Source organism: Streptosporangium saharense, assembly GCF_014203715.1.
Taxonomy (GTDB): Bacteria; Actinomycetota; Actinomycetes; order Streptosporangiales; family Streptosporangiaceae; genus Streptosporangium; species Streptosporangium saharense.
On the sequence record NZ_JACHJP010000015.1, the window covers coordinates 39,873 to 60,349 of the forward strand.

Below are 20,477 nucleotides of genomic sequence, written 5' to 3' on the forward strand. Positions count from 1 at the left end.
CCCAGATGGCGGCTCACCACGGCAAAGGCCCGAAAAACGGCTCTTGTTCTCCCCGCCACTTCTTGATCGGCTCGGCTAGTGTGCGGGGCGTGGGTTCGACATCCGGGACCTCGTCATCCGCGGCTTCGTCATCCGAAGCCTTGTCATCCGGCGCCTCGCCACCCGAGGCTCCACCGTCCGGGGGCGCGCGTCCCGCGCGGCGCAGGCTCAGCGTTGACCGGCGCCGGGAGGAGCTCGTCGCGGCGGCCCTCGAACTGTTCGGCGGGCGCGACGCGGAGGACGTCTCCATCGACGACGTCGCCTCGGTCGCGGGCACGTCGCGGGCACTGGTCTACCACTACTTCGGCGGCAAGCAGGAGCTCTACGTCGCCGCGCTGCGCAGCGCGGCCGACCAACTTGAGGCGCGGCTGCGGCCAAGCGAGGCCGGCGGACTCGTCGAACGGCCCGTCGAGCGGCTCGGTGTGGGGCTCGGGCGCTACTTCGACTTCGTCGAGGAGCGCGCCGCGGGCTTCGCGGCCCTGGTCAGGGGCGGGCCCGCCAACCGCAGCGGTGAGGTCGGCGAGATCGTCGACGGGGTACGGCACCGCCTGCTCGGCCTGGTCATGAGACTGCTGCGGGTCGAGGAGGCAGGACCTGTCCTGCGTGTCACCCTGCGTTCGTGGATCGCCTCGGTCGAGACGGCGGCCCTGGACTGGCTTGAGCGCCGTGACGTCGATCGGCGGGTGGTCGAGCGGATGCTGGTCGACCAGATGGTGGCCACGCTCGGCGTGGCGGCCAGACACGACCCGAGGGTCGTGCCGCTGTTGGAGAACCTGGTCTCCGAACACGCACCGTGACCGGTGCGAAAGCCTGGTGGGGAGTGTGGGGGCCGGGGCAGGGGTGGGACCTGTTGGGGCGGCTTGGCCGTACGGGACGATGTGGGGCGGCGCCGGGCGGGCGACGCCGCATCCCACATAACCCGTGTGGCCTCACGCGCTCACGAACTCGACGTGAGCGCGCGCTGGATCCCCCCTAGGTCCGTGACGGCCCCCGTCTTACTCCGAGCGCTGTTGCGGAATCCCCGCGAGCAGCGCGCGAACCTCGGTCTCCCGGTAACGGCGGTGTCCGCCCAGCGTGCGAATGGACGTGAGCTTGCCCGCCTTCGCCCACCGGGTGACGGTCTTGGGATCGACCCGGAACATGGTTGCGACCTCCGCCGGGGTGAGCAGCGGCTCTGCCTCGGGTGTACGAGCTGACATTTGTGCGGCCTCTCCTCCATGTGGACCGGCGACAGCGATCCTGCGACTTGACGCTTGTCACGGATGTTGTCCCCCTATGACCCCTTGCGTGCGGCTGTTCGGGCCATATGCGGCATCACCCGATGTGACCATACAGCCACGTAGAGCGATTGGCGAGCCTTTGAGTGGCTCATCTCTCTTGTGCACCTGTTGTTGTCACGCTCGGTGATTCTAGCGACACGTTTCGTGGTATCGCAGTGAAAACGGCAAACTACTCAGTTCGTAGACGTGTCACCGGTCATCGACGAACCTACTTATGCAGGTCAGAGGGATGATTTGCGACTCAGTTTGCTGATTCGAGAAGTTGTATTGATCTCCACCGGAGGATCACGCGCTGGTACATGGCGTAGGCCAACTCTTCCTCGCCGTTCTCCAGACCCGTCAGCGCGGCGGCGATCTCGGCGACCGACTGGTCGCCCTGGAGCTTGTCGTCACCCATCAGATGGACGATGCCGCCGTAGTCGAGTTCCACGAGTGAGTGCGGGTGGAACTCCTCAAGCCAGCGGGCGATCTCCTCGACCTCCGCGGCGACCGCGACCTCCCCGACCTGCCTGCGGATGATCTGCAGGGCACGGGCGCAGCGCCGCCTGGCGTGGGCCATGGACGTCACGTAGATGAGGTTCCTCGTGGTCGTCGTGCCCTCGGGGTCTCCCTCGCCGTCGAGCACGAGCCAGCGCTCGTTGCCGTCAAAGGGGACGAACCACGACGTGGGAACGTGCCAGGTCGAGGTACGGATGTGGGTGCGCAGCGCGGCGGCCCCGCCACGGCGCTTGAACCTGTCGAAGTCGTCGGCCGTCTGCTCGGCGACGGAGATCGGCACGAACCGCTCCATCAGCCGCACGGGGGTCGAGCCACGGAAGCGGGAGAAGGCCAGCCAGGACCGCAGCCTGCTCTGCCACGGGCAGACGTAGAGGACGTCCTCGACACGCCTGAGATAGGCGTTGGGGCTCTCCTGGGCGGGGACGGGGGACGGGGGCACCCCCAGCAGGCGCCGTACGGCCTCGCCGTGCTCGGCGTGGAGCGCGCCCGCGCGGCGAGGCCGGTCGGTGGCCTCTGCGTAGGCGGCCCATGAGGAGCGTTCCGGCGGGGCGAACGCGGTCAGCGGTTCGTAGACACGGAGGTACGCGGCATAGGGCAGCACGTCCGCATCGTGTCACGAAGACCCCGTCGTTGTCCGGTGCCGTCGTCGTGCCCGGCGGGGCCGTACGGGGTGTCTCGGCTGGTGAGAACCCGGGGCCGCGACCGTGGTTCGGGGCGCGGTTCTGGCTACGCTGAGGGTGATCTCCGCCGCAACGGAGCGGCGGACGGACGACCGGGAGCCACTACCGTGACCGACGTCTTCGGGCTGTCCCACAAGGACGCCAGCCCTGCGAACAGCCAGGCCAGGCACGAGCAGGTCGTGTTCTGCTCCGACGAGCGAAGCGGCCTGTACGCGATCATCGCCATCTACAACACCGCCCTCGGCCCCGCCCTCGGCGGCACCAGGTTCTACCCCTACGAGAGCGAGCAGGCGGCCCTGACCGACGTGCTCAACCTCTCGCGGGCGATGGCCTACAAGAACGCCCTGGCCGGTCTCGACCTCGGCGGCGGCAAGGCCGTCATCATCGGCGACCCCGCGACCGACAAGAACGAGGCCCTGCTGCGCGCCTACGGCAGGTTCGTGCAGTCCCTCAACGGCCGTTACTTCACCGCCTGTGACGTCGGCACCTACAGCGAGGACATGGACCTCGTGGCCCGCGAGAGCTCCTACGTGACCGGCCGCACCCAGGCCAACGGCGGGGCGGGCGACTCCTCGATCCTGACGGCCTTCGGCGTGTTCCAGGGCATGCGGGCCGCGGTCGAGCACACCCACGGCACGCCGGAGCTGCGCGGCAGGCGGGTCGGCGTCGAGGGCGTCGGCAAGGTCGGCCACCGCCTGGTAGACCACCTCGTCGAGGCCGGGGCCGAGGTCGTGGTCTGCGACGTCAGCGAGCGGGCCGTCGAGCGGGTGCGCGCCAGGCACCCCCAGGTCGAGGTGGTCGCCGACCTGGTGGCGCTGACCGGCGCGGACATCGACGTCTACGCGCCGTGCGCCCTCGGCGGGGCCCTCGACGACGCCACGGTGGCCAGGCTGCGCGCCAGGATCGTGTGCGGCGGGGCGAACAACCAGCTCGCCCACCCGGGGGTGGAGAAGGAGCTCGCCGACCGCGGCATCCTCTACGCGCCCGACTACGTGGTCAACTCCGGCGGCGTCATCCAGGTGGCCGACGAGATCCACGGGTTCGACATGGGCCGGGCGAAGGCAAAGGCCACCCAGATCTACGACACGACTCTCAAGATCTTCGCGACGGCGGCCGAGGATGGCGTCCCTCCGGCGGTCGCAGCCGATAGGCTAGCGGAGCGCAGAATGTCGGAAGTCGGGCGAATTAGGGGCATTTGGCTGGGCCGCTAGCCCCTCGCGCCCATACGGCGTACCGAGCCGGGCGTAAAACGGGTACGGTTGTAGTCGAACGAGAGCTGACGCCTCAAGTCAGGTGGCGTCAGTGCGTGGTGCGTTAGCGACGAGGGGTCGGGCACGACCCCACACGAGGGGGTCGAGCCAATGGGGCGCGGCCGAGCAAAGGCCAAGCAGGTCAAGGTTGCTCGCCAGCTGAAGTACAACAGCGGTGGCACTGATCTTGAGCGTCTTCGTGACGAGCTCGGAGTCAGAGACGACTCCAACCACAATGACGACGCCAACGACTCCTATGACGAACTGGCTGAGCGATACGCCGACTACGCGGAGGACTACGGCTCCGGAGACGACCGTGAAGGCGGCACGTCCGGCCGGCGTTAGGCGGCTTCGCTTCGAATACGAGTGAGAGGCACCCGGAGGTCCAATGGCCACCGGGTGCTCTTTCCCTGCATCTGACCCAGACAGCGCTCCGGTCCCCGGGGCGCTGTTCGGCGTTTCCACCCCGAAGCCGCGCCCAGGAAGCCCCGGGGCGCGGCCGTACGGCTAGCGGTAGCGGGCGACGCCCGTGCCGGGGACGACCTCGCCGAGCACCCACGCGGGCAGGCCGCGCTTGGCGAGCAGCGCCAGCGCCGGATCGACGGCCTCCGGCGCGACGATCGCGGCCATGCCGACCCCGAGGTTGAACGTGCGGTCCATGTCGGCCTGCGCGACCTTCCCGTGCCCCGCGAGCAGCCCGAAGATCGCGGGCGGGGTCCAGGAGGAGCGGTCGAGCAGGGCGTCGAGCGTCGGCGGCAGCGAGCGGGACAGGTTGCCCTCAAGGCCGCCACCGGTGATGTGCGCGTAGGCGTGGACCTCCGTCGCGCGGGTCAGCTCAAGACAGTCCAGGGCGTAGATCCTGGTCGGTTCGAGCAGCTCCTCCCCGAGCGTACGGCCCAGCTCGGCGGGCTGGTCCTCCAGGGAGAGACCTGCCTGCGCGATGATGTGCCGTACCAGCGAGTAGCCGTTGGAGTGCACGCCCGAGGAGGCGAGCGCCAGCACCACGTCGCCCTCACGGACCCGGTCCCGGCCGAGCAGCTCGTCGCCCTCGACCACACCGGTCGCCGCGCCCGCGAGATCGTACTCGTCGGCGCCCATGGCGCCCGGGTGCTCGGCCGTCTCACCACCGACGAGGGCGCAGCCAGCCAGGCGGCAGCCCTCGGCGACACCCCCGACGATCTCGGCGATCCGCTCCGGGACGACCTTGCCGCAGGCGATGTAGTCGGTCATGAAGAGCGGCTCGGCGCCGCAGACCACCAGGTCGTCCACGACCATGCCGACCAGGTCGATGCCGATCGTGTCGTGCTTTCCGAGGCGCTGGGCCAGCATGACCTTGGTGCCGACCCCGTCGGTCGAGGTGGTCAGCAGCGGACGCCGGTAGCCGAGCAGCGCCGAGGCGTCGAACAGACCGGCGAAGCCGCTGGCGTCGTCGACCACCTCGGGCCGCCGCGCACGCGCGACCTTCGCCTTCATCAGCTCGACGGCGCGCTCTCCGGCGTCGATGTCCACACCGGCGGCGGCGTAACTGGTCATGCGGTCTCCGGGGTGTTCTGCGGGATCACAGCTTGGCCTCAAGGACGTACTTGCCGACGTTGTCGCGGTCGATGGCGATCGGGTAGACGCCGTCGAAGCAGGCCCGGCAGAGCCGGTCCGCGGGGATCGTGGTCGCCGCGGTCAGCCCCTCAAGCGAGATGTAGCCGAGGGAGTCGGCCCCGAGGGAGGCGCGGATCTCCTCGACGCTGAGCGAACCGGCGATCAGCTCGGCCCGCGTCGCGAAGTCGATGCCGTAGAAGCACGGCCAGGCGACCGGCGGGGAGGAGATGCGGACGTGGACCTCCCTGGCACCCGCCTCACGCAGCATCTTGACGATCGCCCGCTGGGTGTTGCCGCGCACGATGGAGTCGTCGACGACCACCAGGCGCTTGCCCGCGACGACCTCCTTCAGCGGGTTGAGCTTCAGCCGGATGCCGAGCTGACGGATCGTCTGGGACGGCTGGATGAACGTGCGGCCGACGTAGGAGTTCTTGACCAGGCCCTGGCCGTACGGGATGCCGCTCTCCTCGGCGTAGCCGACGGCGGCGGGGGTGCCCGACTCGGGCGTCGGGATGACCAGGTCGGCCTCGACGGGGTGCTCGCGGGCCAGCACGCGGCCGACCTCGACGCGGGTGGTCTGCACGCCACGCCCGGCGATCGTGGTGTCGGGACGGGCCAGGTAGACGTACTCGAACAGGCAGCCCTTGGGCTCGGCGATCGCGAACTTGCGCGAGCGCACGCCCCGCTCGTCGATGGTGAGCAGCTCGCCAGGCTCGATCTCGCGGACGAAGGTCGCGCCCACGATGTCGAGCGCGGCGGTCTCCGAGGCGACGACCCAGCCGCGTTCGAGACGGCCGAGCACCAGCGGGCGGATGCCCTGCGGGTCACGGGCAGCATAGAGGGTGCGCTCGTCCATGAAGACGAGCGAGTAGGCACCCTTGACCTGGGGGAGAAGCTCGGCGGCCGCGTCCTCGATGGGCTGGCTGCGGTCCTGGGCGAGCAGTGAGGCGAGCACCTCGGTGTCGGTAGTCGCCCTGGTCGAGCCGGGGGCGAGCCGCTGGGACAGCTCGGGAGTGTTGATCAGGTTTCCGTTGTGGGCGAGCGCAAGGCCGCCCTCCTCGGTCGAGCTCAGTGTCGGCTGGGCGTTCTCCCAGACGCTCGACCCGGTGGTCGAGTAGCGGCAGTGACCGACCGCCAGGTGGCCGCGGAGGGTTCCGAGGATCGACTCGTCGAAGACCTGGGCGACAAGCCCCATGTCCTTGTAGACGAGGATGCGGCTGCCCTCGCTGACCGCGATGCCCGCGGACTCCTGTCCGCGGTGCTGCAACGCGTACAGCCCGTAGTAGGTGAGTTTGGAGACTTCCTCCCCTGGTGCCCAGACGCCGAAGACGCCGCACGCGTCTTTCGGGGGCCGGTCACGGGGGTCAAGGTCATGGCTCAGCTGGCCGTCGCCTTTCAGCACATGCTTCAGTCTAGGTCGGCTTCCTCGCTGCTCGAACCCGGGGGCCGTATCCACCGTCTGCCGCACCCTTGCCGAACAATCGTCGGCGTTTTGCCGTGTCGGCCTGTTTCACGGCAATGAGCCGGGGGAGGGTAGATATCCGGCATCCCTACACGTCGGGAGCGTGGACGTGACAACACCTGAGGACCCGAACCAGCCTGATCCGCGGCGGGAGCAGCGGGACCGGTGGCCCGAGGGGGAGCCGGAGGAGACGCCAGGCCGGGACCCGGCCCCGGGGGAGGAGCCCGAGCCGCGCTCTCCCGACCCCAGGCGCCCGATCCCCGAGGAGCCTGAGCCATGGTCCCCCGAACCACGCGGCCCGGTACCCCGCGAGCCGGGAACACCCGAACCTGGAGAGCCGGGAACGCCGGGTCCGGGAGGGCCGGGGCCGGGGTCGCCCGGGCCGGGAGAGAGACCGCCCGGCGAGAGGCCTCCGTGGGAGAGGCCGCCGGGGGAGCCGCTCTCCATACCCGACGAGCCGGTGACCCCGCGTCATCCCGACATGCCGACGGCTCCCGAGGTTCCCGAACCCCTTCAGAACGACTCCACGGAGCGGTTCCAGCACCCCGAGCCCGGCCAGTACGGCGGGCAGCACGCCGGGCGTCCCGAGGGCATCCCCGGAACCAGTCCCTACGGGGGCCAGGGCACGCCGTACGGCCAGAGTCCCCCGAGCCGGGGAGCCCACGCCGCAGGCCGGGAGGAGCCTCCGGGTACTTCGGGACAGGAGCCTCCGGTTTGGGGCACCCCGGCCCAGGGCGCTTCAGGGCAGGGCGCGCCGTACGGGCAGGAGTCTTCGGGACAGGGCACTTCGGGGCAGGGCGTGCCGTACGGGCAGGAACCCGGTGAGCGGGGCACGCCGTACGGCGGGCAGGGTGGGCAGGCGCGGCCCGGGGAGTGGGAGGCGCCGTCCTACGGCCAGCAGGCCGCCCACGGCCAGGAGAGCCAGGAAGGCCCCTACGGCCAGGGGCAGCAGGGCTATCCGGGAACCGGCCAGGGACCTCAGGGGTATCCAGAGACAGGCCAGGGGTACCCGGGAACCGGTCAGGGGTATCCAGGGGCGGGTCAGGAGTATCCGGGGGCCGGGCAGGGGCAGCCGTACCAGGCTCCGCTGACACCGGGGGGACCCGGCTATCCGGGGGCGCCGCCGTACCAGGGGGGCTATCAGAGCCCGTACCAGAAGTCGGGAGGCGGGCTCGGCACGACGGCGCTCGTACTGGGCATCGCGAGCATCTTCCTGCTCCTGGCGTGTGGCCTCGGTGTGCTGACGGCCATCGCCGGACTGATCATCGGCCTCGTCGCCCTCGCCAAGAACTCCAACCGGGGCCGTGCCATCTGGGGCATCGCGCTGAGCGCGCTGGCGCTGGTCCTCGCCGTGGTGTTCCTGACGTGGTTCTACAGCAGGGTCGGCGACTGCATGAACCTGCCGCAGAATCTGCAGCAGCGCTGCGTCGAGGAGCGGCTGGGCGTGCAGGTCCAGAGCGCGCCACAGTGGTTGCCGTAGCGGCGGAAGCCTTCAGATGACGGGCAAGGCCGCGTGGTGAGGGTTCCCAGGCGACGGGAAGGCGCGTGAGGGAGCCGGTGAGGGCCTCAGACGACGGGGAGGTGGGGGGACAGGTCGGCGCGGCTTCCGCTCGCTGTGACTCTGCCCTCGTCTGAGGCGCGTTCCCAGGTCAGGCGGCCCGTGGCCAGTTCGAGCCAGGTGAGCGCGTCGGTCTCGATCACGTTCGGCGGGGTGCCCCGGGTGTGCCGGGGACCCTCGACGCACTGCACGGCGGCGTACGGCGGGACCCGCACCTCGACGGTCCGCCCGGGCGCCGCCGTGGCCAGCCGGTCGAGCAGGTGCCGTACGGCGAGGCGGGCGGCCTCCCGCTCGGGGCGCAGACCGCGGTCGTAGGCCCGCAGCACCACGGCGACGCAGGCCCCGAGCAGCTCGGCGAGCGTCTCCCCACCGTCGTAGGGGGGCTCGCCGAGCGCGTCGAGCTGGGCGTCGAGGGCGGCGTGGACCTTGGCGGGGTCCGGCTTGTGAGGAGGCACGCCCCCATCATCCCGCGAGTCCGGCCGGGGGTGGATGGGGATCGCGACGCATGCTTCATCGGGTGGGCAGGCGTCGTTCACTTCGGGTTACCCGGGTCCTCGTAACGTCCAGCCGAACCGATCGCACACAACCTTGGAGGCCCACGTGGCGAACGTGTCACCGAGTAGAGCGCTTCCCCTGCTGACGAGCCCCCACAAGGGGGGACGCAGCGCGCTGACCTGCCGGTTCCGCTGCGGCAACCAGTGCGCCCACGACGTGCAGAACACCAGCGAGAACGCCTACTTCGGGGACGTGGTCGCCGAGATCGTCTCGCGTCGCGGGGTGCTGCGCGCGGGCACCCTCGGCGCGCTCGCGCTCGGCGCCGTCGCCGTGGGCGCCGCCCCCGCGGCGGCCACCCCCGGTCACAACGGCAACCACGGTCACAGTGGTAACAACGGCAGGCTCGGGTTCACCGCGGTGCCGCCGAACACCGATGACAGGGTGACGGTTCCCGAGGGCTACCAGACGGCGCCGGTCGTGCGCTGGGGTGACCCGGTGCTGCCCGACGCGCCCGCCTTCGACTTCGAGAACCAGACCGCGGCCGCGCAGGCCAAGCAGTTCGGCTACAACAACGACTTCGTCACCTTCTTCCCGCTGGGCACCCAGCGTGGCCTGCTCTGGGTCAACCACGAGTACACCGACGAGAACCTGATGTTCCGCGGTTACACGACCGGCGAGGCCGCGACCGAGGAGCAGATCAGGATCGCGCTGGCCGCGCACGGCGGCTCGGTGGTCGAGGTCGAGCGGGTCGGCGGGACCGGGCAGTGGCGGCTCGTCACCCGGGGACGCCGCCGCTACAACCGGCGGATCACGGCGCTGACCCCGATGCGCTTCACCGGCCCCGCGGCGGGCAGCGACCTGCTCAGGACGGCCGCCGACCCGGCGGGCACCACCCCGGTCGGCACGCTCAACAACTGCGCGGGCGGCACGACGCCGTGGGGGACGGTGCTGAGCGGCGAGGAGAACTTCAACCAGTACTTCGTCAACGGCAACGGCGTTCCCGAGGCGCAGAAGCCGTACCTGACCCGGTACGGCGTGAGCCCCACGACCGGCATCCCGTCGGGCAACCGCAGGTTCGACCGGGTCGAGGAGCGTTTCGACCTGGCCAAGCACCCCAATGAGATCAATAGGTTCGGGTGGATCGTGGAGATCGACCCGTTCGACCCCACCTCGACCCCGATCAAGCGCACCGCCCTGGGCAGGCTCGCCCACGAGGGCGCGACCACCACGCTGGCCAGGGACGGCCGGGTCGTGGCCTACATGGGCGACGACTCCCGGTTCGAGTACGTTTACAAGTTCGTCTCCAAGCGGCGTTACATCCCCGGCTTCGACCGGCACAACCGGACGCTGCTCGACGAGGGCACGCTGTACGTCGCGAAGTTCACCGGCGACAGCCCCGTGAAGGAGATCGACGGCAGTGGCAAGCTGCCCTCGGACGGGCGTTTCGACGGCTCCGGGCAGTGGATCCCGCTGGTGACCGGTGGTGTCTCGCACGTGCCGGGGATGACGGCCCAGGAGGTCCTCGTCTACACCAGGATCGCGGCGGACAAGGTGGGCGCCACCAAGATGGACCGCCCCGAGGACGTGGAGCGCAACCCGGTCACCGGGGGCGTCTACGTGGCGCTGACCAACAACACCAACCGGACCCCGGCCCAGGTGGACGAGGCCAACCCGCGTCCCGCCAACAAGCACGGCCATATCCTGGAGATCACGGAGCTGCGGGACGACGCGGGCGCCACGACCTTCTCCTGGTCGCTGCCGCTGGTCTGCGGTGACCCGAGCGACCCGACGACCTACTTCGCCGGGTTCGACAAGACGAAGGTCTCGCCGATCTCCTGTCCGGACAACGTCGCCTTCGACGGCGAGGGCAACCTCTGGATCTCCACAGACGGCAACCAGCTCGGCGCCAACGACGGCCTGTTCGTCATGCCGGTGCGCGGTTCTGAGCGCGGCCACCTCAAGCAGTTCCTGAGCGTCCCGGTCGGCGCGGAGACCTGCGGTCCCCTGGTCAGTCCCGACCAGCGCAGTGTCTTCACGGCCATCCAGCACCCCGGGGAGACCAACGGCGCCACCCCGGAGGCGCCGAGCAGCCACTGGCCGGACGGGGGCACGAGCCAGCCCCGCCCCGCCGTGGTGGTCACCTGGCACCGGCGGGGCGGGAGGGTCGGTTCCTGACCCGGTGAGCCCGGTGCCGCCCGCGTGCCCCCCTGGGCGGGGTGCGCGGGCGGCGCCGTACCTCTCATCCCTGGGCCATCGCCGGTACGGCCTCCGTGGGCCTGTCCTCGTCCCGTCCCTGGCCGGAGCGGCGCAGGGAGAACAGGCTGACCGGCACTCCGACCAGCACGATGGCCGCCGCGATCACCAGGGTTCCCCGGTAGGCGTCGAGGAAGGCCGTCAGCGGGGCCACGCCGTCCGCGAGGAAGGCCGTCTGCCTGCCGTTCAGGATGGCCCCGAGGATCGTGATGCCGAGCAGGCCGAAGATCTCCCGTGAGACGTTCAGCGCGCCCGCGGCGATCCCGGCGCGGTCGGCGGGGAGCATGCCTAGCACGGTCGTGGTGACCGGAACGAGCAGGCCGCCGCCGAGCCCGTAGAGCAGGAACCACGGCAGCAGGTCGCCGATGGTGCCGCCCTGGCCGACGAAGGAGATCCCGAAGAACGCCACGGCCATCACCAGGAGGCCCACCGCCACGGTCAGCGCGGTGCCGATGAGCTGGCTGATCCTGGGGGAGAGACCGGCGCTCACGGCCATCAGCAGGGCCATCGGCACGAAGGAGGCCCCGGCCTCAAGGGGGGAGAAGCCCAGCGCGTTCTGCATGTAGAGCGCGGTGAAGAAGTAGATCCCGAACACGCCGAACGCCCACAGGCCGATCGAGAGCATGCCCCCGCTGACCACCCGCGACCTGAACAGCGACAGGTCGATCATGGGTTCCCGGCTGCGGCGCTCGATCACCACGAACGCCAGCGCCGAGGCGACGGCCAGCCCGAACGCGCCGAGGATCTCCGGCGAGGTCCATCCGGCCCGTCCGCCCTCGATGAGCGCGTAGGTCAGGGTGAACATCGCGAGGCTCGACGTGGCCAGGCCGGGCAGGTCGAGGCCGTGCCGTACGCGCTCGTCGGAGGTGTCCCTGATCGCCCAGAGGGTCAGGCCGATCGTCGCCAGCCCGACGGGCACGTTGATCAGGTAGATCCAGCCCCAGTGCCAGTTCTCGCTGATGAATCCGCCGGTCAGCGGGCCGAGGGCCAGGGCGAGCGCGCCGACGGAGCTCCACAGGCCGATGGCGGTCGCGCGTTCCTTCGCGTCAGGGAAGACGGATCTGATCAGGGCGAGCGCGGTCGGGGTCAGGAGCGCGGCGCCGACGCCCTGCACGGCCCTGGCGGCGATCAGCGTGGCGCCGTTGGTGGCCAGGCCCGCGGCGAGGGAGGCCAGGGTGAAGACGCTCAGCCCGATCACGAAGATCCGCCGTCGTCCGAGGACGTCGGCGAGCCGTCCTCCGGCCAGCATCAGTCCGGCGAAGACCAGGATGTAGCTGCTGACGATCCATTCGAGCCCGGACAGGCTCAGCCCGAGGTCCCGCTGGATCGTCGGCAGCGCGACGTTCACCACGTTGTTGTCGAGATATGTCGTGAAGGTCCCGAGGGAGATCGCTCCCAGTGCCCACCATCTACGGCCGGTTGCCACGTCAACTCCTATACGGCGTACTTATACGTTGTACATGTACATGGCATAGTTGAGCTTGTACGGCGTATAGTTGTCAACCGTGATGGGAAAACTGACCCGCGACGCCGTCATCGAGCAGGCTCTGCGCATCGGTGACGACGAGGGACTCCAGGCGGTGACCATCAGGCGGCTCGCCCAGGACCTGGGTGTCACGCCCATGGCGCTGTACTGGCACTTCAAGAACAAGGAGCAGCTCACCGTCGGCATGGGCGACCACCTCGTGCGCGGCTTCGCGACCGAGGAGGACGCGACCGGGCCGTGGAACGAGCGGCTGCGCAGGCTCGTCGGCGGCCTGGTCGACGTGCTGCGGCGGCACGCGTGCGCCGCCTCCGTGCTTGAGGAAGTGGACCAGATGGAGGTGCCGAGCTTCCTGCGCGTGTGGGACACCGCTCTCGGCCTGATCAACCAGGCCGGGTTCACCTACGAGGAGAGCTGCCTGATCGCCAGATACCTCCTGAAGGGCGCCATCGCCCTCGCCGGAGGGGAGGCCCGCGACAGGCACGGGCGGTCGGACCTGGAGGCGGCGGAGGCCAGACGGGTCAAGCGGCTCGGCCTGCAGTCGCTGCCACGCGACTCCTACCCGCACATCGTGGAGATGGCCGCCCCGCTCGTGGACGGCTGCTCGGCCGAGGTCTACGACACCTTCGGCGTCGATCTGCTGATCGGCGGTGTCGAGGTCATGGCGGCCCGCCGTACGGCATCGTCAGCGTGAGGCGCTGACCTCTTCCGGTACGGCTGGGCGCCCCTTCGGCGTCCTGGCGAGCGCGGCGCAGACGGCACCGGCGAGCGCGACCGCGAACAGCACCGCGTAGGTCCTGTGGAAACCGGTCATGAGCTGCTCGACGGCGACCGGCGAGACGCTGGACAGCGTCCCCGCGTAAACCTGGCCGCGCAGCTCGGCGCTGACCGGGCTGGTCAGCACGCTCAGCGTGACCGCGACGCTGAGCACGACCCCGACGTTGATCACCATCAGCCGGAAACCGTTCACCACGCCGAGACTGCCGCTGGGCAGCGCGGCCATGACCTGGGTGGTGTTCCCGGTCAGGAAGACCCCGTTGCCGCCCCCGCACAGCAGCAGCCCACCCCCGACGATCCAGTACGGCGTCGCCGGATCGGTGGTCATCGCCAGCACGCCGAGGCCCGTCACGCTCATCACGGCCCCGCCGACGCTCATCGCGTAGGGGGAGATCCTGCGGCCGAGCGCGCCCGCGAGCGGTGAGGCGATCCCCAGGCCGATCGGCAGCGGGAGCACGCCGAGCGCCGCGGTGACGGCGTCCACGCCCCTGGCCGCCTGGAAGTACAGCGCGACCAGCAGGATCAGCGCGGCGCGGGCCAGCGCGCTGCAGAAGGAGGCCGCGTTGGCGAAGGCCAGCATCCGCCGCCCGAACAGCCGCAGGTCCAGCACCGGATTGGAGGTCCTGCGCTCGACGAGGAACAGCAGCGGGGCCAGGACCGTGACGACCACGGCGCCGGTGATCACCACGGGGCTGGACAGGCCGCGGGAGCCCGCCTCGGAGAGCGCGACGAGCGCGGCGGAGAGCATGGCGAACACCAGGAGGTTGCCGAGGATGTCGATCGGTTCGCGGCGGCCACGCGGTGTCCTGCGCAGGGTGGCGGCGCCCCAGACGACGGCGGCCAGCGCGGGCGGCACGTTCACCCAGAAGATCCACTGCCAGCCCGCGGCCTGCGCGACCAGTCCGCCGAGCGTGGGACCGGCGAGCTGGGCGACCGACAGGGTGCCGATGTAGACGCCCATGCCCTGGCTGAGCCGGTCCGGGGGGAAGGCGTCCGTGATGATCACGGTTCCGTTGGCCAGGATCATCGCCGCCCCGACGGCCTGGAGCACCCGCATCGCGACCAGGAACCACACCCCCGGCGACAGCCCCGCCAGCAGCGACGCCACCGCGAAGAGGGCGAATCCGGTCAGGTAGACCTCCCTGCGCCCGAGCAGGTCGGCCACCCTGCCGAAGAACACCAGGCACGCGGTGTTGACGAGCAGGAACGACAGCAGGATCCACCCCGAGGCGAACGCGTCGGCGTGGAAGTGCCTGACGACCTCGGGCAACGCGACGTTGAGCGTGCTGCCCGAGATGCCGATGAGCAGCATGCCGAGGCTGGTCACCGAGCAGACGCGCCAGGCGTGCCGGAGCTTCGCGGCGTATTCGGGGGAGTCTGGCACGTCCTGGGGGTTGGCGACCATATATCCCAGTTTGACCTACCGGGATTCCCGGCACCTTCGAGGGTCCCGTCTACCTGCGCGGATGACGGCGATATGAAAACGTGACGTTTCATATGGCAACGGTTGGAACGGTTCAAGCGTGTCCTAAATGACCCCTTCCACCACACCAGTAACTGGTGTAGCAGAGAGGAAGCCTCGTGGCTTTCAAGGTGCCGGGCGCCCGCACACTCAGTGTCGCGGCCGTCGGAGTGCTGGCCGGAACCATGCTCACCGTGGGCGGCAGCGCCGTCGCCGCCACGGCCGGTTCCGAGGTTCACGCCTGTGTGAACAAGAAGACGCGTTACGCCAGGATCGTGAACGCGTCCGCCGTGTGCAGGACCACCGAGATCCGGGTGACCTGGGGTGACGGCAGCGGCGGCAGCCAGGGCATCGCCAGCTCCGGCCCCCGTGGGCCGCAGGGCGCGCCGGGCAAGGACGGGGCACAGGGTCCGGCCGGTCCGCAGGGCCTCAAGGGCGACCGCGGCTTCCCGGGCAAGCAGGGCCCGCAGGGCCTCAAGGGTGACAAGGGCGAGCAGGGTCCCCAGGGCGTCCCCGGCAAGGACGGCAAGGACGGCAAGGACGGCGAGCAGGGCCCCAAGGGCGAGCAGGGCGCTCAGGGCCCGCAGGGTCTCAAGGGTGACAAGGGCGAGCCTGGGGCCAAGGGCGAGCAGGGTCCCCAGGGTCCGGCCGGCAAGAACGGTACGGACGGCAAGAACGGCCGTGACGGCGAGAACGGCAGGCCCGGTTCCCAGGGTCCCAAGGGTGAAAAGGGCGAGCAGGGCGCCCAGGGCCCGAAGGGTGAGCAGGGTCCGGCCGGTCCGCAGGGCCCCAAGGGCGAGCCGGGCAGCGGCGGCGGGAACGTCACGCTGAGCGTGCGCACCGCCTCGGCCAGCCTCGACAGCAGCGGCGGTACGGCGAGCTGCAACACGGGCGAGCTCGCGACCGGTGGCGGCTACAGCATCAGCGACAACAAGTACGTCGCCTCCAAGTCGGCTCCCAACGGCTCCAACGGCTGGAGCGTCGAGCTGGAGAAGATCCTCTCGGGCAGCAGCGGCTACGGCTCCAAGGGCTCCGTCTACGTGGTCTGCCTGAAGAAGTCCTGACGTCCGCGGCGCACGCCGTACGGAACGACAGGATCCCGCGAGTCGCGTGAGGGCGGGCTCGGGACACCCAACCTCACGCGACTCCGCGCAGGACCAGGAAGGTCCCTCTCCGGCCGCACTCCGGGAGGGACCTTCCGTCTTTCGTGCTCGGTGGCGCCCCCGGGTCACCGATCACGGTCGCGGGAGGCACCCCTCCAGATGATCGTCATGCCGACGGCGAGGACGACCAGGGCGACGGCCACGATGATCCCCTTGACCAGCAGGTCGTGCAGCAGGTGGCCGAGCAGTTCCGAACCCCCGGTCACCGGTTGTCCTTCCCGCGGCGGTCGTCCTCCAGATAGCGGGCGGCGAACCTGACCGCCTCACCGGCCAGCCGCCCACGGGAACCACCTCGCCGGGGTCGTACGGCGTCGCGGGCGGCGAGATAGTCGGCGGCGGTCTCCGCGTATCGGCGGACCTGCGCGCCCCTGCCCCGGCGCCTGAGCGTGACGGCGACGCCGAACAGGACCAGGGCGACCACCACGAGACCCCCGGCGATCAGTCCGAACCTGACGAGCATCAGGGTGAGCACCGTTTCCACGGCTCCTCCTTCGATTTATCACAGGTGTGATAAATCGAAGGTATCACAGGTGTGATAAAAAGAGGCATGCCCAAGCAGGTGGATCCGGTCGCCCGTCGCGCCGACGTCGTGGACGCGCTGTTCAGGGTCGTCTTCAGGGAGGGTCTGCAACGGGCGTCCCTGCGCGCCGTGGCGGACGAGGCAGGGCTGAACATCGGCTCCCTGCGGCACTACTTCGCCAACCAGCAGGAGCTGATGGGCTTCGCCATGCGGGCCATGCTCGACCGGGTGAGCGGGCGGCTGATGCGTCGCATCGACGAGGCGGGGGACGTGGGCGCCCTCACCCTGGAGCAGCGGCGACGGCTCTCCCTCGACCTGCTCGCCGAACTGCTTCCCCTCGACGAGACCCGCCGCGTCGAGGTCGCGGTCTTCGTCGACTTCGTCACCGCGGCCAGGACCCACCCGGCGATCGACGCCGGGCTCGCCCGCGAGGCCGCCGTGGGGGCGCGGGCCCTCGTCAGGAGGATCCTCCGGCGCGCGATGGACTCCGAGACCCTGCGGCCCGACCTGGACCTCGACGTCGAGACCGAACGGCTCAGCTCACTGATCGACGGCCTCAGCCTGAACACCGTTCTCTACCCCGACCTGCTGTCGCCGGAGGCCTGCCTCGACGTCCTGCGGGACCATCTCGACGGCCTGACCCGTCAGGGGAGCTGATTGTCCCCTCCTCGGACACGAGGAGCGAGGTTACAGTCACCGTGAGTACTTCAAGCCGGGAGCCCCGCGAGAAGGGAAACCTCCATGGGAAAGCACGAGGGCAAGCCCGTCGAGGAGAAGGACTTCGTACCGTCGCTGACCAGGCAGCAGGCAGACCCCCGGACCAGGCCGGGCAAGCACGAGAAGCCGGAGCAGGAGCAGGAGCAGTGACCGGCGCGCCGGGAGCCGGGACCAGGGCGCGCGAGAACCGCGAAAACAGGGCCGAAAAGCACGAAGAGCCGTGAGAAACGCCGTCGGGGGGTACGGCTCGCGAGCCGTACCCCCCGACGGGGAAGGATCAGCCGAAGATGGCCGGGAGGGTCGCGGTGTGCGTCTCCCGAAGCTCGGCGACCGGGATCTCCAGGACGTTCTCCACGACCAGCGCCTCGCCGCCCGTACGGCCGATGCACTGGCAGGGCACCTCGTTGGCCGCGCACAGCTCGGCGATGGCCTCGAACGACTCGGGGGCAACCGTCACCAGCGCACGGCTGGACGACTCACTGAACAGCGAGACGAACGCGTCGTCCTCCGGCAGGGTGACCGTGGCACCGACCCCCTGGGCGATGACCGACTCGGCCAGGGCGATGGCCAGACCACCGTCCGACAGGTCGTGGGAGCCGGTCAGCAGACCGCGTGAGGCCGCCTCGGTGAGGACCAGGGCCAGGGCGCGCTCGGCCTCCAGGTCGGCCTTCGGCGGCAGGCCGCCGAGGTGACCGTGGGCCACGTGCGCCCACTCTGAGCCGCCGAACTCCTCCTCGGTCTCGCCGAGCAGCAGCACCTTCTGGTCGGGAGCCGTGAAGCCGCTGCGGACCCGCTTCGCCACGTCGTCGATCACGCCCAGCACGCCGACGACCGGGGTCGGGTGGATCGCGGTCGAGCCCGTCTGGTTGTAGAAGGAGACGTTGCCGCCGGTCACCGGCACCCCGAGGGCCTTGCAGGCGTCGGCGAGCCCCCGGGTGGCCTCGGCGAACTGCCACATGACCTCGGGGTCCTCGGGGGAGCCGAAGTTGAGGCAGTTGGTCACCGCGAGCGGGGTGGCGCCGGTCACCGCGACGTTGCGGTAGGCCTCGGCCAGCGCGAGCTGCGCGCCCGCGTACGGGTCGAGCCTGGCGTAGCGGCCGTTGCCGTCCGTGGAGAGCGCGATGCCCCTGGTCGTCTCCTCGGCACCCGGCATGACCTCGCTGATGCGCAGCACCCCGGCGTCGGCGGGCTGGGCCAGCACGGTGTTGCCCCGCACGTAGCGGTCGTACTGGGAGGTGACCCACTCCTTTGAGGCGAGGTTCGGCGAGCCGAGCAGCCGCAGCAGCGTGGCGCGCAGGTCCTCGGGGCGGGGCAGCCGCGAGGGGCCGTCGGCGTTCAGGGCGGCCTGTCCCGCGGGCTCGTGGAAGGGCCGCTCGTAGACGGGACCCTCGTCGGCCGCAGTGCCGGGCGGGATGTCCACGATGGTCTCGCCGTGCCAGGTCATCACCAGGCGTCCGCCGTCGGTGACCTCGCCGATCACGGTCGCCGGGATGTCCCACCTGGCGCAGATCGCCATGAAGGCGTCGATGTCGTCGGGGGTGACGACCGCCATCATGCGTTCCTGCGACTCGCTCATCAGGATCTCCTCGGGCCGCAGCGACGGGTCGCGCAGCGGGACGAGGTCCAGCCTGACGTCCATGCCACCGGTGCCCTTGGCCGCCAGCTCGGTGGTCGCGCACGAGACCCCGGCCGCGCCGAGGTCCTGGATGCCCACGACCACGTCGGCCTGGTAGAGCTCAAGGCAGCACTCGATCAGGAGCTTCTCCATGAACGGGTCGCCGACCTGGACGCTGGGGCGCTTGGCCTGCGACTCGTCCTCGAAGGTGGCCGAGGCCAGGACCGAGGCGCCGCCGATGCCGTCGGGGCCGGTCAGCGCGCCGAAGAGCACGACCTTGTTGCCGGGGCCCGGGGCGGTGGCCAGCTTGATCTGGTCCTTGCGGAGCAGGCCGACGCACAGCGCGTTGACCAGCGGGTTGCCGATGTAGCAGGGGTCGAAGACGACCTCGCCGCCGATGTTGGGCAGCCCGAGGCAGTTGCCGTAGTGGCTGATGCCCTCGACCACGCCGGGCAGCACCCGCCGCGTGTCGTGGGCGTCGGCGGCGCCGAAGCGCAGGGCGTCCATGACCGCGATCGGCCTGGCGCCCATCGACATGATGTCGCGCACGATGCCGCCGACCCCGGTCGCCGCGCCCTGGTGCGGCTCGACGTAGGACGGGTGGTTGTGCGACTCGATCTTGAAGGTGGCGGCCCAGCCGTCGCCGACGTCCACGACGCCGGCGTTCTCGCCCATGCCGACGAGCAGGGCCTCGGAGGCGGGCGCCTTGGTGCCGAACTGACGCAGGTGCACCTTGGAGGACTTGTAGGAGCAGTGCTCGCTCCACATGACGCTGTAGATGGCCAGCTCGGAGCTGGTCGGCCTGCGGCCGAGGATCTCGCGGACCCGCTCGTACTCGTCGGTCTTCATGCCCAGCTCGGCGTACGGCTGCCGCTCCTCGGGCGTGTCCTGGGCGCGCTTGACGGTGTCCAGGGTCACTTCGGGGCGCTCGCTCACAGGTTCACCAGCTTCTTCAGGACGGAGGTGAAGAACCCGCGGCCGTCCGTGCTCGGGGCGCCGGTGAGGTCCTCGACCGCGTGCTCGGGGTGCGGCATGAGGCCGACGATGTTGCCCGCCTCGTTGCGGATGCCCGCGATGTCGTTCAGCGAGCCGTTCGGGTTGCCCCCGACGTAGCGGAAGACGACCTGCCCGTTGGCCTCGATGGCGCTCAGGGTCTCCTGGTCGGCCACGTAGCGGCCCTCGCCGTGCTTGATCGGCAGCACGATCTCCTGGCCCTCGGTGAAGTCGGAGGTCCAGGGGGTCGCGGTGCTCTCGACCCGGATGCCCTGGTCGCGGCAGATGTAGTGCAGCCCCGCGTTGCGCATCAGCGCGCCGGGCAGCAGGTGGGCCTCGCAGAGGATCTGGAAGCCGTTGCAGGTGCCCAGGACGGGAAGCCCGGCCCTGGCCGCCGGGATCAGCTCCTCCATCAGGGGCGCGAACCTGGAGATGGCCCCGCACCGCAGGTAGTCCCCGTAGGAGAACCCGCCGGGCAGGAAGACCGCGTCCACCCCCTTGAGATCGGGGTCGGCGTGCCACAGCGGAACGGCCTCGCCGCCCGCGTGACGCACGGCACGGGCCGCGTCCTGATCGTCAAGAGTTCCGGGAAAAATGACGACGCCCACGCGGGCAGCACTCATGACAGCGTTCCCCTCC

At 70.3% G+C, this 20,477-nt stretch carries 20 protein-coding genes; 9 read left to right on the forward strand and 11 right to left on the reverse strand.

The annotated features are described in order from the left end of the window. Positions 1–140 precede the first annotated feature (140 nt). The gene (locus FHS44_RS38275) at positions 141–836 is read left to right on the forward strand and encodes a TetR/AcrR family transcriptional regulator (RefSeq protein WP_246436690.1); all 696 of its coding nucleotides are present in this window, start codon (positions 141–143) and stop codon (positions 834–836) included. Between the two features lie 198 nt (positions 837–1,034). Here FHS44_RS38275 and bldC read toward each other — a convergent pair whose 3' ends face one another. Further along, the gene (bldC, locus tag FHS44_RS38280; protein ID WP_013133571.1) at positions 1,035–1,238 is read right to left on the reverse strand and encodes a developmental transcriptional regulator BldC; all 204 of its coding nucleotides are present in this window, start codon (positions 1,236–1,238) and stop codon (positions 1,035–1,037) included. A 322-nt stretch (positions 1,239–1,560) separates the two neighbouring features. Continuing rightward, positions 1,561–2,418 carry a DUF8083 family protein gene (locus FHS44_RS38285; protein WP_184725153.1) on the reverse strand — a complete coding sequence of 286 codons (858 nt, stop codon included), beginning with the start codon at positions 2,416–2,418 and terminating at the stop codon, positions 1,561–1,563. 186 nt (positions 2,419–2,604) lie between these two features. On the opposite strand from FHS44_RS38285, the gene FHS44_RS38290 reads away from it, so the two are divergent. Together FHS44_RS38290 and FHS44_RS38295 are read left to right on the forward strand one after the other, a co-directional pair. After that, entirely contained in the window at positions 2,605–3,708 is a 1,104-nt protein-coding gene (locus FHS44_RS38290) for a Leu/Phe/Val dehydrogenase (RefSeq protein WP_184725155.1), read from the forward strand. A 150-nt stretch (positions 3,709–3,858) separates the two neighbouring features. Then, the gene (locus FHS44_RS38295) at positions 3,859–4,092 is read left to right on the forward strand and encodes a DUF3073 domain-containing protein (protein WP_184725157.1); all 234 of its coding nucleotides are present in this window, start codon (positions 3,859–3,861) and stop codon (positions 4,090–4,092) included. 162 nt (positions 4,093–4,254) lie between these two features. Here FHS44_RS38295 and purM read toward each other — a convergent pair whose 3' ends face one another. Beyond that, positions 4,255–5,280, reverse strand: a complete 1,026-nt coding sequence (gene purM / locus FHS44_RS38300; protein ID WP_184725159.1) for a phosphoribosylformylglycinamidine cyclo-ligase — start codon at positions 5,278–5,280, stop codon at positions 4,255–4,257. A 25-nt stretch (positions 5,281–5,305) separates the two neighbouring features. Then, positions 5,306–6,742, reverse strand: coding sequence for an amidophosphoribosyltransferase (gene purF / locus FHS44_RS38305; protein WP_184725161.1), 1,437 nt, complete (start codon positions 6,740–6,742; stop codon positions 5,306–5,308). 541 nt (positions 6,743–7,283) lie between these two features. Here purF and FHS44_RS38310 point away from each other — a divergent pair. Then, on the forward strand, positions 7,284–8,282 hold the full coding sequence (locus FHS44_RS38310; RefSeq protein WP_221461816.1) for a hypothetical protein: 999 nt from the start codon (positions 7,284–7,286) through the stop codon (positions 8,280–8,282). A gap of 86 nt (positions 8,283–8,368) precedes the next feature. Here the strand turns inward: FHS44_RS38310 and FHS44_RS38315 are convergent, their stop codons facing one another. After that, positions 8,369–8,815, reverse strand: coding sequence for a sterol carrier family protein (locus tag FHS44_RS38315; protein WP_184725165.1), 447 nt, complete (start codon positions 8,813–8,815; stop codon positions 8,369–8,371). A gap of 145 nt (positions 8,816–8,960) precedes the next feature. Between FHS44_RS38315 and FHS44_RS38320 the strand changes: the two genes are divergently transcribed. Then, on the forward strand, positions 8,961–11,030 hold the full coding sequence (locus FHS44_RS38320) for a PhoX family protein (RefSeq protein WP_312863989.1): 2,070 nt from the start codon (positions 8,961–8,963) through the stop codon (positions 11,028–11,030). Positions 11,031–11,094: 64 nt separating this feature from the next. Here FHS44_RS38320 and FHS44_RS38325 read toward each other — a convergent pair whose 3' ends face one another. Continuing rightward, positions 11,095–12,534: a DHA2 family efflux MFS transporter permease subunit gene (locus FHS44_RS38325; protein WP_184725169.1), complete on the reverse strand. Its 1,440-nt coding sequence runs from the start codon at positions 12,532–12,534 to the stop codon at positions 11,095–11,097. 82 nt (positions 12,535–12,616) lie between these two features. On the opposite strand from FHS44_RS38325, the gene FHS44_RS38330 reads away from it, so the two are divergent. Next, a complete protein-coding gene (locus FHS44_RS38330; RefSeq protein WP_246436696.1) occupies positions 12,617–13,285 on the forward strand; it encodes a TetR/AcrR family transcriptional regulator in 669 nt (222 codons plus the stop codon). Here the strand turns inward: FHS44_RS38330 and FHS44_RS38335 are convergent. Beyond that, complete coding sequence (locus FHS44_RS38335; RefSeq protein WP_184725173.1) at positions 13,277–14,773, reverse strand: MFS transporter; 1,497 nt, start codon at positions 14,771–14,773, stop codon at positions 13,277–13,279. The two genes, FHS44_RS38330 and FHS44_RS38335, sit on opposite strands and share 9 nt — an antisense overlap. Before the next feature lie 176 nt (positions 14,774–14,949). Here FHS44_RS38335 and FHS44_RS38340 point away from each other — a divergent pair, with 176 nt between their 5' ends. After that, positions 14,950–15,894, forward strand: coding sequence for a collagen-like domain-containing protein (locus tag FHS44_RS38340; protein WP_221461800.1), 945 nt, complete (start codon positions 14,950–14,952; stop codon positions 15,892–15,894). 164 nt (positions 15,895–16,058) lie between these two features. On the opposite strand, the gene FHS44_RS38345 is transcribed toward FHS44_RS38340, so the two are convergent. Beyond that, positions 16,059–16,199: a hypothetical protein gene (locus FHS44_RS38345; protein ID WP_184725175.1), complete on the reverse strand. Its 141-nt coding sequence runs from the start codon at positions 16,197–16,199 to the stop codon at positions 16,059–16,061. Continuing rightward, the gene (locus FHS44_RS38350; protein WP_184725177.1) at positions 16,196–16,474 is read right to left on the reverse strand and encodes a hypothetical protein; all 279 of its coding nucleotides are present in this window, start codon (positions 16,472–16,474) and stop codon (positions 16,196–16,198) included. The genes FHS44_RS38345 and FHS44_RS38350 overlap by 4 nt, the downstream gene beginning before the upstream one ends. 66 nt (positions 16,475–16,540) lie before the next feature. Here FHS44_RS38350 and FHS44_RS38355 point away from each other — a divergent pair, with 66 nt between their 5' ends. Beyond that, on the forward strand, positions 16,541–17,170 hold the full coding sequence (locus tag FHS44_RS38355) for a TetR/AcrR family transcriptional regulator (protein WP_184725179.1): 630 nt from the start codon (positions 16,541–16,543) through the stop codon (positions 17,168–17,170). 84 nt (positions 17,171–17,254) lie between these two features. Then, on the forward strand, positions 17,255–17,380 hold the full coding sequence (locus FHS44_RS42145; RefSeq protein WP_281401718.1) for a hypothetical protein: 126 nt from the start codon (positions 17,255–17,257) through the stop codon (positions 17,378–17,380). A gap of 127 nt (positions 17,381–17,507) precedes the next feature. On the opposite strand, the gene purL is transcribed toward FHS44_RS42145, so the two are convergent. Together purL and purQ are read right to left on the reverse strand one after the other, a co-directional pair. Then, complete coding sequence (gene purL, locus FHS44_RS38360; RefSeq protein WP_184725181.1) at positions 17,508–19,781, reverse strand: phosphoribosylformylglycinamidine synthase subunit PurL; 2,274 nt, start codon at positions 19,779–19,781, stop codon at positions 17,508–17,510. Beyond that, on the reverse strand, positions 19,778–20,461 hold the full coding sequence (gene purQ, locus FHS44_RS38365; protein WP_184725183.1) for a phosphoribosylformylglycinamidine synthase subunit PurQ: 684 nt from the start codon (positions 20,459–20,461) through the stop codon (positions 19,778–19,780). The genes purL and purQ overlap by 4 nt, the downstream gene beginning before the upstream one ends. Positions 20,462–20,477 lie beyond the last annotated feature (16 nt).

What these genes read in the sequence shown, in the direction of transcription:
- bldC (WP_013133571.1), bottom strand. Translation starts at nt 1,238, where the DNA reads ATGTCAGCTCGTACACCCGAGGCAGAGCCGCTGCTCACCCCGGCGGAG.
- FHS44_RS38295 (WP_184725157.1), top strand. Translation starts at nt 3,859, where the DNA reads ATGGGGCGCGGCCGAGCAAAGGCCAAGCAGGTCAAGGTTGCTCGCCAG.
- purM (WP_184725159.1), bottom strand. Translation starts at nt 5,280, where the DNA reads ATGACCAGTTACGCCGCCGCCGGTGTGGACATCGACGCCGGAGAGCGC.
- FHS44_RS38310 (WP_221461816.1), top strand. Translation starts at nt 7,284, where the DNA reads ATGCCGACGGCTCCCGAGGTTCCCGAACCCCTTCAGAACGACTCCACG.
- FHS44_RS38330 (WP_246436696.1), top strand. Translation starts at nt 12,617, where the DNA reads ATGGGAAAACTGACCCGCGACGCCGTCATCGAGCAGGCTCTGCGCATC.
- FHS44_RS38335 (WP_184725173.1), bottom strand. Translation starts at nt 14,773, where the DNA reads ATGGTCGCCAACCCCCAGGACGTGCCAGACTCCCCCGAATACGCCGCG.
- FHS44_RS38355 (WP_184725179.1), top strand. Translation starts at nt 16,541, where the DNA reads ATGCCCAAGCAGGTGGATCCGGTCGCCCGTCGCGCCGACGTCGTGGAC.
- FHS44_RS42145 (WP_281401718.1), top strand. Translation starts at nt 17,255, where the DNA reads ATGGGAAAGCACGAGGGCAAGCCCGTCGAGGAGAAGGACTTCGTACCG.
- purQ (WP_184725183.1), bottom strand. Translation starts at nt 20,461, where the DNA reads ATGAGTGCTGCCCGCGTGGGCGTCGTCATTTTTCCCGGAACTCTTGAC.